We start from the raw sequence: 12,082 nt of genomic DNA, 5'->3' as shown, positions 1-12,082 counted from the left end.
CTCACCGGACATTGTCATGATCAAGGACAGATTGGACGCGTCGGCAGACGCGACCGGGGCCGCGCTCGGCCCCGATTTCCGCGAAGCCCGCGAGCGGACGCTGCGGCGTGCCGCACGGGCCCTCGGCAAGCACGGGCTCGTACATGCCTACGGCCACTGCAGCCTGCGCGTCGACGACGATCATTTTCTCGTCTGTGCGCCCAAGCCGCTCGCCACGATCGCGCCGGGTGAGGCGGGTACGCTGGTGTCGATCCATGACGAACTGCCGCCGGATGTGCTCGGCGAAGTCAGGATTCATCGCGAGATCTATCGACGCCGGCGCGACGTCGGGGGGATCGTGCGCAGCATGCCGCCGAAGGCGATGTCCCTGTCGGTGATGTGCCGCACGCCGATTCCGACGCATGGCATGGGCGCGTATTTCGCACCCGCGATTCCGCTGTGGAACGATCCGCAGCTCATCCGCAACGACAGCGAGGCGCAGCGCATTGCCGGCCAGCTCGGAGACGCGCCGGCAATCGTGATGCGCGGCAATGGCGTCGTCGTGGCCGCACCCTCGGTCGAGGACGCGGTGGTGCTGACCTGGTACCTCGAGGACGCCGCACGCATCGAGCTCGACTGCCTGGCTGCCGGCGTCGCGCCAATCCGTCTCGACGAGGACGAGGCGCGCCGGCGTGCCACCCGGTCCGGGCGAATCTTCGAACGGATGTGGGACTTCCTGACCCATGGGGATCCGGAGTGAATCACGATCCGCGACCGCATCCGCGGATGACGGACCGGAGCTGGATGGCGCCTGGCGCCCAACGATCATCGATGCCAAACGCGCATCGAAGTAAGCGAAGAGGAGACGAAGAATGAAGATGCGCAAGATTGCCGCGGGCCTGTGCGCCGCGTTGTCGCTGGGGGCCGCGGCCTCGTCGGCCCAGGCCCAGGAGGTGGTCCTCAAGGTCGCCCACTTCCTGCCGCCCGTCACGCCCATGCACGCACAGGTCATCGTGCCGTGGTGCGACCGGATCGAAACCCAGTCGCAGGGCAGGATGAAGTGCCAGATTTACCCGGCGATGCAACTGGGCGGTACGCCGCCGCAACTGCTCAATCAGGTGCGCGATGGCGTGGCTGACATCGTGTGGACGCTGCCGGGCTACACGCCGGGCCGCTTCCCGCTGTCCGAAGTGTTCGAGCTGCCCTTCATCAGCACCACGCACGAGGCGACGGCGCGCGCCCTCTGGGATTTCGTCGAGAAGCATGGCGCGAAGGAGTTCGAGGGGGTCAAGCCCATCGCGACCTGGACCAATGGACCCAACGTGCTGAACCTGCGCGACCGCCGCGTGGATACGCTGGAGGACTTCAAGGGCATGAAGGTGCGGGCGCCGTCGCGCCTGGGCAACAAGATGCTGACCGCACTCGGCGCGACGGCGGTGGGCATGCCCGTGCCGCAGATGACCGAGGCGCTCTCCAAGGGCGTCATCGAAGCCGGCCTGGTGGCCTGGGAAGTGGTGCCGGCCACCAAGACGCACGAGTTGACACGTTTCCATCTCGAGTCCGGTGGCGGTCGGGCCATGACCACGGCGACCATGATCTACGTGATGAACCAGAAGAAGTACGACAGCCTGCCGGCGGACCTGAAGAAGGTCATCGACGACAACAGTGGTCGCGAGACGTCGGCCTGGGTGGCGGCGGAGCATCTCAAGGCCGATACGGTCGGTCGCAACGCGGCGGCGGCGCGGGGCAACACCATCTACCAGCTTTCGCCGGCCGAGTCGGTACGCTGGGAGGCGGCTGCGGCACCGGTCACCGCGGAATGGGTCCGCGAGACCTCGGAGAAGGGCGTCGATGGACGCAAGCTCTACGAGGAGGCGCGGGCGCTCGTGGACAAGTATTCGCAGTAGGTAGATGCGGGCGCGGCGCGAAGCGGGCGTCGCGTCGCGGAAGCCGACGGACTGCCCCTGCATGCCGGGGCAGTCCGTATTACCATGCGCACTCCGCGGTCTGTCGCGATTCCGACCTTTAGGAGTGATGCCATGAAGCTGGGTACCCCGCTTTCGTCCAGTGCTGTGCGCGTGATGCTGCTCGGCGCTGGCGAACTCGGCAAGGAAGTCGTCATTGCGCTGCAGCGACTGGGGGTCGAGGTGATCGCGGTCGATCGCTACGCCAACGCGCCGGGCCATCAGGTGGCGCACCGCGCGCACGTGATCCCGATGACCGACGGCGCCGCCCTGCGCGCGCTGGTCGAGGCCGAGCGCCCGCACCTGATCGTGCCCGAGATCGAGGCCATCGCCACCGACATGCTGGGCGAGATCGAGGCGGCCGGTCTGGCCGAGGTGATCCCCACCGCGCGCGCCACCCGCCTCACGATGAACCGCGAGGGCATCCGTCGCCTGGCGGCCGAGGAGCTGGGCCTGCCGACTTCGCCCTATCGCTTCGCCGATTCGCTGGAAGAGCTGCAGGCCGCCATCGACGGCGGCATCGGCTACCCGTGCATCGTCAAGCCGGTGATGTCCTCGTCGGGCAAGGGCCAGTCGATGCTGCGCGGGCCGGAGGACGTGAAGAAGGCCTGGGACCATGCGATGCAGGGCGGGCGCGTCGCGCAGAGCCGGATCATCGTCGAGGGCTTCGTCGACTTCGACTACGAGATCACCTTGCTGACCGTGCGCGCGTGCGATGCCGGCGGCGCGGTGCAGACCTATTTCTGCGAGCCGATCGGCCACGTGCAGGTCGCCGGCGATTACGTCGAGTCCTGGCAGCCGCAGCCGATGAGCCCGGTCGCGCTGGCCGAATCGCGGCGCATTGCCGCGGCGGTCACCGGCAACCTCGGCGGGCGCGGGCTGTTCGGCGTGGAGCTGTTCGTCAAGGGCGACCAGGTGTGGTTCTCCGAGGTCAGCCCGCGTCCGCACGACACCGGACTGGTCACGCTGTGCTCGCAGCGCTTTTCCGAATTCGAGCTGCACGCGCGCGCGATTCTCGGCCTGCCGGTCGACACCACGCTGCGCGAGCCGGGTGCGTCGGCGGTGATCTACGGCGGCATGGACGAGGCCGGTATCGCCTTCGAAGGCGTGGCCGAGGCGCTGGCCGTGCCACGCAGCGACCTGCGCCTGTTCGGCAAGCCGGAATCCTTCGTCAAGCGGCGCATGGGCGTGGCGGTGGCCAACGGTGCCGACATTGCCGAGGCGCGCGAACGGGCGAAACTGGCGGCGAGCAGGGTGAGGCCGGTCAAGGACTGAATGACATGAGCCTTGTCCTGATCATCATCGCCGCGAGCGCTCCGTGAGAACCCAGGAAGTACAGCATCCTGCCCGTGTTGTCCCGCTGGCCTTCCTGATTGCGATCCTGATCGGGACGGCGGTGCTGATGCTGCCGGTCGCGCATGCGCAGGCGACGGGCGCGCCGTGGATCGTCGCACTGTTCACCGCGGTGTCGGCGGTGTGCGTGACCGGCCTGGTCACGGTCGATACCGGTACCTACTGGTCGCCGTTTGGCCAGTGGGTGATCCTGGTGCTGTTCCAGATCGGCGGATTCGGCATGATGACGGCCGCCACCCTGCTCGGGCTGATGGTGAATCGCTCGCTGCGCCTGCGCACGCGCCTCACCATGCAGGCCGAGACGCACACGCTGGGCCTCGGCGACGTCACCAGCGTGGCGAAGCTGGTGTTCGTGGTCACGCTGATCGTCGAATTGCTCGTGGCCCTGGCGCTCATTTTCCGCTTGCGCAGCGCTTATGCGCTGCCCTGGCCCGATGCCGTCTGGAGCGGAGTGTTCCACGCCATCTCGGCGTTCAACAACGCGGGCTTCTCGATCCACGCCGACGGCCTGGTGCGCTATGCCTCGGACGCCTTCATCCTCAGCCCGATCATGCTGGCGATCGTGATCGGCGGCCTCGGCCTGCCGGTGCTGCACGACCTGCGCAACAAGCTCGGAGATCCGCATCACTGGTCGGTACATACCAAGCTGACGCTGCTCGGCTCGGCCGTCTTGCTGGTCGGCGGTGCGCTGATCCTGCTCGTCTTCGAGTGGGCGAATCCGCGCACGCTTGGTCCGATGTCGATCGCGGACAAGGTGTTGTCGGCGGTGTTCGCCTCGGTGTCGGCCCGCACGGCCGGCTTCAACGCGATCGACATCGGCGGGCTGACGCACGAGAGCCTCGGGCTGCACTACCTGCTGATGTTCATCGGCGGCGGCAGCGCCGGCACGGCAGGCGGGGTCAAGGTCGGCACGGCGATGATCCTGATGCTGCTGGTGATCGCCGAGATCCGCGGCCGCATGGACACCGAGGCCTTCGGCCGCCGCATCAGTCAATCGTCCCAGCGCCAGGCGATCACCGTGCTCGTGCTGGGCAGCGCGGTCGTCGTGCTCGGTACCGTGTTCGTCCTGCACACCACCGACATCGCAACCGACAAGGTCATCTTCGAGGTCATCTCCGCCTTCGGCACGGTGGGGCTGTCGACGGGCATCACGGCCGACCTGCCCGCGTCTGCGCAGTTGATGCTGGCGCTGCTGATGTACATTGGCCGTGTCGGCACCATCACGCTTGCGGCGTCGCTGGCGCTGGGCGAGCATCGCATGCCATATCGCTACCCTGAGGAGCATCCCGTTGTTGGCTAGGCTATTCACCGAACAGTTCTCCTTCGCGAAGGGCGACAGCGTCGTCGTCATCGGCCTCGGTCGCTTTGGCGGCGCCGTGGCGCATTCGCTGATGCAACTCGGACACGACGTCATGGGGATCGACCGCGATGAGGAGCCGGTGCACGAATGGGCCGACCTGCTCACGCATGCCGTCCAGGCGGACTCCACCAATGCGATGACCATGCGCCAGCTCGGCGTGGCCGACTTCGCGCACGCGATCGTCGGCATCGGCGGTGACCTCGCCGCCAGCCTGATGACGGTGATGGCGCTGAGCGAGCTGCAGATCCCGGACATCTGGGTGAAGGCGATGACGCCCGAACACGGCAAGCTGGCCGAACGCATCGGTGCCCACCACGTGGTGTATCCCGAAGCCGACATGGGGGAGCGCGTGGCCCACCTGATCAGTGGCCGCATGATGGACTACATCGAGTTCGATGACGGCTTCGCGATCGCCAAGATCCACGCCCCAGCGGCCACGCATGACCTGTCGCTGGCCCAGTCCGCGGTACGCGAGAAGTTCGGTGTCACCGTCGTCGGCATCAAGCGCGCCCACGAGGATTTCCAGCACGGCAAACCGGGCAGCGTCGTGCGACCGGGCGACCTGCTGATCGTCTCCGGGCCGACCAAGAAGGTCGAGGCCTTCGCCGCGAGCGGCAGGCGGCGCTAGCCCGTGCCGGACGCGGGCTGAAAATCCCCGTCTGCAAGGCGTCGTTTGAAATTCGGACAGCCTTACTCGCCGGCGAAAACCTCGACCAGCCGCGAGGTGATCGAAGCCATCCGTCCCAGCGCAGGACGATCGGGTTCGAGTCCGGGCTGGAAACCAAGGCCGGCGAGGCGGTCGAGCACCACCGCGTTGCCCGTGATCACGTGCATCGGCACGTCCCAGTCGGCGCCGGGGCCGGTCACCGTGCCCATGGGCTGATGGTCGCCCACCACGATCACCACGGCGTCGGCGGGTGCGTGTGCGGAAAGCCAGCCCGCCAGCCAGTCGAACTGGTAGCGCACGGCGGAGAGATAGGCGGGGACCGGGTCGTCCCATGACGCCGGAACCTGGCGTGCGGAGACCGCGTCGGGGCTGTCGTAGGCATCGGCACCGAGCACGGCGGACCAGTCCGTCACGTAGGGCGCCAGTGGGCGGAAGGGCGCGTGCGTGCTGACGGTGGGGAAGACCACCAGGCGCGGGCGACGGGCGTCGTCACGCTGCGGGCCGAGTTCCTGCGCCTGCAGCTGCGCTATCGAAGCCTGGTCGGGGATGCGCCAGTAGCCGAAGAGCGAGCCGCGGTAGCCGATGCCGTCGGCGTCGGCGATGCGGTCAAAGCCGTAGAAGCGACCTTCGGGCCAGGGGCGCTGGATGCCCGGCATCCAGCCGACGGTGCGATAGCCGTGCGCGGCGAAATGGCTGACCAGCGTGGGGCGCTGCGTCGTCAGCAGCAGCCGGTAGTCGTTGGGGTCGCGCATGTCGAGGCCGGACAGCAGTTCCGCGTGCGCGAGCCACGAGCCGCCGCCGAAGGTCGGCGAAACGAGCCGGGCGGAGAGGACGCGGCGCCCGCTGGCGTCAACGGCGTCCGCCAGCCGCTGGCGCGAGGCCGCCAGGGCGCTGGAAAGATCGGGGTTGTCGAGCGTGACCGCGCCGTAGGCTTCGGCGAACACGATGACCACGTCGGCCCCCGCGAGCGCACCGAGCGTGCCGTCGAAGGCTGGACTCGCGCCGAGCAGGCGCTCGTCGTCACTGGCGTCGTGTGCGCGATGCAGCAGGCGCGCCTGTTCGGCGACGAGGGTGCCGACCGATGGGGCGAAGGCGTGCTGCAGCGCGGGCAGGCCCTGCGGCGCCAGCAAGCCGGCGCCCAGCACAGCGGATGACGCGGCCACCAGCCCGATGCGCAGTCGGGCGGACTGCAGGCTCTCGGCGAGCGTGGCCACGCCGCGCCGGATCAGGCGGTACAGCGCCGCGATCGCGAGCGCGACGATGACGGCCACGCCGACGAACTTCATCGCCGACGGGCTGGCCGCGCCCATCTTGAGGACTTCCCAGGCGTGCTGCCCGTCCCAGTAAAGGTCGAGCCGGCGCCCGAGCACGGCGGGCACGGTGACGTTGAGGTAGTGCAGCAGGACGCAGGTGGCGAGCACCGCCGACGTCCAGACGACGGTCGCGCGACGCAAGGGGCCGTGCAGGCTCAGCAACGACAGGCCCAGCACGACTGCGGCCAGATCGATCGACAGCCGTGCTTCCGGGCGTGGCCACAGCGTCGGCCAGGCGTTGCCGAAGCTCAGCAGCAGGTTCAGCACGACAAGCGCGACAAGGGCCTGGCGTAGGGCGCGACGGGTATTCATCGCGTCCCTTCGTCCTTGCGGGCGGTCGGCGGAATGGGCGAAACACACCCGCGCGGGGACCGGCATGGAGGACGCAGCGGCAGACCCCGATGGTCGGGGCTGGTCCGCAAGCGGCGGGCCGGCTAGCATGCGCGTCATTCCCAGGCACGATGGAGTGCGTCCCATGTCCCACCCAGCCGAGCGAAGTCCAGCAATCCCGTGGTGGCAGGATCGAACGCCAGGGGAGATCGCCGCACTCGCTGCCGCCGACGGCGTGGCGCTGCTGCCGCTGGCCGCGATCGAACAGCATGGCGAGCACCTGCCGCTGTCGACCGACCTCGACATCGCGCTCGGCCTCATCGACGCCGCCTTGCCGCGCGTGCGCGCAGGGCTGCCGGTGTGCGTGCTGCCGCCGCTCGCGGTGGGACTGAGCCTGGAACACTGCGCGTTTGCCGGCACGCTGAGCCTGAGCCCGGAAACGGCGCTGGCGGTCATCGTCGAACTGGGCGAGCGCGTGGCGGCCGCGGGTTTCCGCCGTCTGGTGCTGTTCAACAGCCACGGCGGCAACAAGGCGCTGGTCGATCTGGCGGGGCTCAAGCTGCGCGTTGCGCAGCGGATGCTGGTGGTGCGTGCCAACTACTTCCGCTTCGCGCCGCCGCCGGATGTGCTGCCCGCTGACGAGCTGCGGCATGGCTTGCATGGCGGCGCGCTCGAGACGGCCATGATGCTGCACCTGGCACCGGCCAAGGTGCGCATGGACGGCATCGCGCACTTCGACTCGCTCGGGCGGGAGATGGCGCGTGAAGGACGGCTGCTGGGCCCCGAAGGCGAGGCCGGTTTCGCCTGGATGGCGCAGGACCTGAATGCGGGGGGCGCGACGGGCGATGCGCGCCTGGCTACGCCCGCCTTGGGTGCGCGCCTCGTCGAGCATTTCGCCGGGCAGCTCGCGCGGCTGATCGAGGACGCGCACGCGTTCGATCTCGCCCGCCTTGCCGACGGGCCGCTCGACGGCGCGGGCTGAGCTGCGGCCGCGCGCCATCGTCGCCGTGCCGCTCAGCCGCGCGCGGCGGCCTCGGGGGCCGGCAGGCTCTCGGGTGTGGGCGAGGAGGGCTCGCCCTGCTCGTTGAGCAGTTCGTGTAACCAGTGGCCGTGGCGGCTGGCCTTGGTCTTGAGATAACGCTGGTTCTGCTGCGTGACTTCGCCGTAGATGGCCTGGCGTGCGGTGACGTTGATGCCCGCGCGCTGCAGGGCCTCGACCTTGCTCGGGTTGTTGGTGAGCAGCAGGATGCGCGACACGCCCAACTGCTCGAGCATCTCGTGGGCGACGCGGAAATCGCGCTCGTCCTTCGAGAAACCGATCGTCTGGTCGGCGTCGATGGTGTCCAGCCCTTCATCCTGCAGCCCGTAGGCGCGCAGCTTGTTGGCCAGACCGATGCCGCGTCCTTCCTGCGACAGGTAGAGCAGGATGCCGCCGCCCTGGGCGTTGATCGCCGCGACGCCACGGCGCAGCTGCTCGCCACAGTCGCAACGCAGGCTGCCGAAGAGGTCGCCGGTGAGGCAGGACGAATGCAGGCGCACCGGCACGTCCAGCGGCCACTCGGCCGGATTGCCGATGACGATGGCGACGTGCTCGTGGATGCCGTCCGCCTCGCGGAACAGCACGAAGCGGCTGTTCTCGGCTTCGGCCAGCGGCACGCGCGCCTCGCTGATGCGGGTCAGTGCGCCGGGGCCGCTGGCGCACAGCTCGAGCGCGGTGTCGGCGTCGACCGCGAGCAGGTTGCCGCGCGCCACTTCCGCCGCGATGCGTTCGGCCTGTGCCGGCGCCACCGCGCAGGCGATGGCGGCAGGAACGAGCTGGGCGCGCGACAGCAGGCGGATCGCCGCCTGGCTCGCCTTGTCGGCAACGGCCTGGCGGGCGTCTGTCGGCAGGTGCGCGCCGCGCATGCAGGCGAACTCCCGCAGCTGCTGGCTGTCTGGGAGGGGCGACAGTGTGATCGCGAGGGGCGCGGACGCATCGGCGATGCCGAGCGCGGCCATGCGGTGGCTGGAGAGCACCAGGCGGGGCGCGGAGCCGCTCAGGGTCCGGAGTTCGGTCAGCGCCTTGTCGTCGAGGCCTTCGACGGCCTGGACGAGGGTGGTGCTGCCGTTGTCACGCACGAGGATGGGAAGGCCGCGTCGCAGGTCGAAAATGGCACGTTCGGCTTGGCGCATCGGGTGTTCTCCGTGGGAGTGTTCGGGTTCTTATTGGCGCGTGTGTTCCGCCGGGGCGGTGTGGGCAGGCGCAAACCGAATCAGTCGAGGTTGTCGGATGTCAGGTACAGAACTTGGGTCAGATTGGGGCTGGCGCTGCATTTTGCAAGCCCATGCGCACGCTTGGTCCTTACAGCCCGTCACAAGGTTCCGTGAGGGCGATCACTCGCTCGAGGTCCGAGTCGGCGGTGACTGGCGCTGCGGACACGCCATGGCGCCCGAAGCTGTTGATCTGCTGTCGCTTTTTCTGCCGCTCGTGGCGCGCACCGGGCCGCTCGCCATCGCCCAGCTTGGGCAAAGCCTGGATGGCCGCATCGCGACCGAAAGCGGGGCCTCGCACTATATCAACGGATTGGAGGCCCGCACACACCTGCACCGGCTGCGCGCGGTGGTGGATGCCGTGGTGGTGGGCGTGGATACGGTCAACGACGACGATCCGCAACTGACGGTGCGCCATGTGGCGGGGCGCAACCCGGTGCGTGTGGTGCTGGACCCGCGCGGCCGGGTGCGCCAGCGCAGCCAGCTCCTGCACGACGGGGCGGCGCGCACCGTGCATGTCGTCTCCAGTGCTGCGGGGGGCGAGCTTGCCGCCGGCGTGCAGCGGGTCGTGCTGCCGGTGTCCGCGGACGGACGGTTTGCGCCGACGGTGGTACTGAACTGGCTGCAGGCGCAGGGCTTGCGCCGCGTGCTGGTCGAAGGCGGAGGGCGCACGGTGTCTGCCTTCATGCATGGTGGCGGCCTTGACCGCCTGCACCTGCTGGTGGCGCCGTTGCTGATCGGCTCCGGCCGGCCGGGCCTGCAACTGCCGCCGGTTTCGACGCTCGACGAGGCCTTGCGCCCGCGCTGCCACAGCTACCGCTGCGGCGAGGACACCATCTTCGACCTGGAACTGCGCCGCAGCCTGGGCTAGGGCGCTCGCCGTGCCAGCACCCAGGCGCCGGGCAAGGTCGACAGCAGCACGACGAGACCGTAACTGATCGAGATTGTCACGCCCTGCGCCACGTCCAGTTCCGCGGCGGCCCACAACAGCGCGGCGGCGCCTTCGCGCAGGCCCCAGCCGGCCAAGGACAGCGGCAGCGCCATCGCCAGCAGCACCCAGGGAATCAGCGCCAGCAGGGTCGTGGCCGGGGTGTCGATGCCCAGCATGCGGGCGCAGCAGAAATACACCGCGATGTAACTCGCCGAGATCGCCAGCGAGGCGAGCAGTTGCCGCCACAGTGCGTCGCGGGCGAGCAGCGCACGCTGGCCGGCATTCGCGAGGTGGCGCAGGAATCCGCTCCGACGCAGTACGAACAGCAGCAGCACGAGCGCTGCGCCGATCAGTGCGAGACGGAGCGGCAACGGAGCCATGTCACCGCTCTGGCCGATGCCGGCGAACGTCCGGCCGAGGATCTGTCCGATCAGCGGCGAGACCAACAGGGTCGCGAGCGCGATCAGCAGCAGGGCGAACTGGCCGGAAGCGCGCTCCAGCACCACCGCCAGCCAGGCCGCGCGTGGACCGGGCGAGGCGGCGGCCTGGATTCGCGCATGGCGCCACGCGCGGCTGGCGTCGCCGAGCACGCCACCGGGCAGGACCTGGTTGAGGAAGCTGCTGAGGTAGTACTCGGCCACGGCGCGGCCGAAGGGCAGCGGCGCATCGAGCCGCTGCGCGGTAAGCTGCCAGCGCCAGGCGGACAGGGCCATCTGCGGCACGCCCAGCAGCAATGCGGCCGCGAGCCAGCCGGGCGAGGGTGCGACGAGGGTGGCAGCCAGGGCGTCGTCGTCCAGCCAGGCGAACACGGCGGCCAGCAGCGCGAAGCTGCCCAGTGCAGGCAGCAGGCGGGCGGCGAGGTGTCGGCTAGTTGGCATCGCGATCGCAGGCGGTGGTTCGCGGCAAGGCGATCATCCGGCCCCGCGGCTTGGTGGCAGCGCCAGCAGGTCGAGGTGGCCGACCTCGATTCGCAGTCGGCCGTGCGCCAGTTCGGACAGACGGTGCCGGTGCCACGCGGCGATGCGCGCGTGGGCCTCGGGGCGTTGCTCGGTGGCGGCCTCGCGCCAGCCGTCCAGCAGCGCGCGGGCGAGGGCGACCTGCGCCGGGGTGGCCGCGGCGAGCTGCCACGGACTGGGCGCCAGTTGCACCGAAAATCCCTGCGCGCGCAGCAAGGCCGCGAGACGGGGGGGGGCATCGGGACCGAGCGCCCGGCCCGCGCCCTTTTCGCGACGCTGGTGGGCGTTGAAGGCGGCGCGCACGAAGGCGTCCTCGGTCCCGTCGGCCTGATGAGCGCTGTCGGTGTTGTCGAGCGCCTCGATCCGCCAGTTCCCATCCACGCTCAGCGCGATCAGCAACGCGCAGCCGGCTTCGCGGCAGGCCTCGGCCAGACGCTGCAGCCAGCGCTCGTCGACCAGGTCGAGCAGGGCCGAGGCGGTGACGAGGTCGAAGCCGGCCAACAGGGACGGATCGAGTGTCTGCAGGTCGGCCACGAGCGATTCGACCGCCAGTGCGTGGCCGTCGCGGTCGTTGATGTGGTGGCAGTTCTCGACTGCACGCGCCAGTAGCGCGGGGTCGTGGTCGAGCAAGGTCCAGCGCTGCGGGCCGGGCAGGCGTGGGGCAAGGTAGTGCGGATTCGAGCCGCTGCCGGTGCCGAGATCGAGGATGCGTAGCGGACGGTGGCTGCGCGGCGCAAGCCAGTCGGCGGCCAGCGCGCTCAGCCGCGGGTTGCGTGCGGCGTGGTCGGCCGCGCGGCGCAGCGCCAGCCAGTCGGCGTCGAACACGGTGTCGGGGTGGAGTCGTGAGCCGGAAGGGGGCTGCAGGCCGGACAGGCGCTCGAGCGCCGCGACGAAGCGTGCACCGGCCTGCGTCCAGTCCGCCAGCCGCACGCGCGCCGCGCGGGCGCCATCGCGTAGCGCGAGGCGTTCGGCGGGGTTC

11 protein-coding genes are annotated in these 12,082 nt (G+C 69.7%); 7 read left to right on the top strand and 4 right to left on the bottom strand.

What is annotated here, in order from left to right:
* Positions 1-16: 16 nt before the first annotated feature.
* From C664_RS12255 to C664_RS12235, 5 genes are all read left to right on the top strand, one after another.
* Positions 17-739 carry a class II aldolase/adducin family protein gene (locus C664_RS12255; RefSeq protein ID WP_004260539.1) on the top strand — a complete coding sequence of 241 codons (723 nt, stop codon included), beginning with the start codon at positions 17-19 and terminating at the stop codon, positions 737-739.
* Between the two features lie 112 nt (positions 740-851).
* On the top strand, positions 852-1,886 hold the full coding sequence (locus tag C664_RS12250; protein WP_004260535.1) for a TRAP transporter substrate-binding protein: 1,035 nt from the start codon (positions 852-854) through the stop codon (positions 1,884-1,886).
* A 132-nt stretch (positions 1,887-2,018) separates the two neighbouring features.
* Positions 2,019-3,218: a formate-dependent phosphoribosylglycinamide formyltransferase gene (gene purT / locus C664_RS12245; RefSeq protein WP_004260531.1), complete on the top strand. Its 1,200-nt coding sequence runs from the start codon at positions 2,019-2,021 to the stop codon at positions 3,216-3,218.
* 43 nt (positions 3,219-3,261) lie between these two features.
* Positions 3,262-4,596, top strand: coding sequence for a TrkH family potassium uptake protein (locus tag C664_RS12240; protein WP_004260528.1), 1,335 nt, complete (start codon positions 3,262-3,264; stop codon positions 4,594-4,596).
* Positions 4,589-5,284, top strand: a complete 696-nt coding sequence (locus tag C664_RS12235) for a potassium channel family protein (RefSeq protein ID WP_004260523.1) — start codon at positions 4,589-4,591, stop codon at positions 5,282-5,284. The genes C664_RS12240 and C664_RS12235 overlap by 8 nt, the downstream gene beginning before the upstream one ends.
* Before the next feature lie 62 nt (positions 5,285-5,346).
* Here the strand turns inward: C664_RS12235 and C664_RS12230 are convergent, their stop codons facing one another.
* Positions 5,347-6,948, bottom strand: a complete 1,602-nt coding sequence (locus C664_RS12230; protein ID WP_004260519.1) for a hypothetical protein — start codon at positions 6,946-6,948, stop codon at positions 5,347-5,349.
* Positions 6,949-7,111: 163 nt separating this feature from the next.
* On the opposite strand from C664_RS12230, the gene C664_RS12225 reads away from it, so the two are divergent.
* Positions 7,112-7,948, top strand: a complete 837-nt coding sequence (locus C664_RS12225; protein WP_038011695.1) for a creatininase family protein — start codon at positions 7,112-7,114, stop codon at positions 7,946-7,948.
* A gap of 32 nt (positions 7,949-7,980) precedes the next feature.
* Here C664_RS12225 and C664_RS12220 read toward each other — a convergent pair whose 3' ends face one another.
* Positions 7,981-9,138, bottom strand: coding sequence for a GTP cyclohydrolase II (locus C664_RS12220; RefSeq protein WP_004260509.1), 1,158 nt, complete (start codon positions 9,136-9,138; stop codon positions 7,981-7,983).
* Positions 9,139-9,388: 250 nt separating this feature from the next.
* On the opposite strand from C664_RS12220, the gene C664_RS12215 reads away from it, so the two are divergent.
* On the top strand, positions 9,389-10,087 hold the full coding sequence (locus C664_RS12215; RefSeq protein WP_004260506.1) for a RibD family protein: 699 nt from the start codon (positions 9,389-9,391) through the stop codon (positions 10,085-10,087).
* Here C664_RS12215 and C664_RS12210 read toward each other — a convergent pair.
* Both C664_RS12210 and C664_RS12205 read right to left on the bottom strand, forming a co-directional pair.
* On the bottom strand, positions 10,084-11,025 hold the full coding sequence (locus tag C664_RS12210; RefSeq protein ID WP_004260499.1) for a lysylphosphatidylglycerol synthase transmembrane domain-containing protein: 942 nt from the start codon (positions 11,023-11,025) through the stop codon (positions 10,084-10,086). The two genes, C664_RS12215 and C664_RS12210, sit on opposite strands and share 4 nt — an antisense overlap.
* A gap of 33 nt (positions 11,026-11,058) precedes the next feature.
* Positions 11,059-12,082, bottom strand: a 1,024-nt coding sequence (locus tag C664_RS12205; RefSeq protein ID WP_004260497.1) for a class I SAM-dependent methyltransferase, incomplete at its 5' end; no start/stop codon positions are given.

The sequence above is a fragment of the Thauera sp. 63 genome (assembly GCF_000310165.2).
Taxonomy (GTDB): domain Bacteria; phylum Pseudomonadota; class Gammaproteobacteria; order Burkholderiales; family Rhodocyclaceae; genus Thauera; species Thauera humireducens.
The sequence above is the reverse complement of the archived record's forward strand: the minus strand, read 5'-3'. Positions and strand labels throughout refer to the sequence as shown.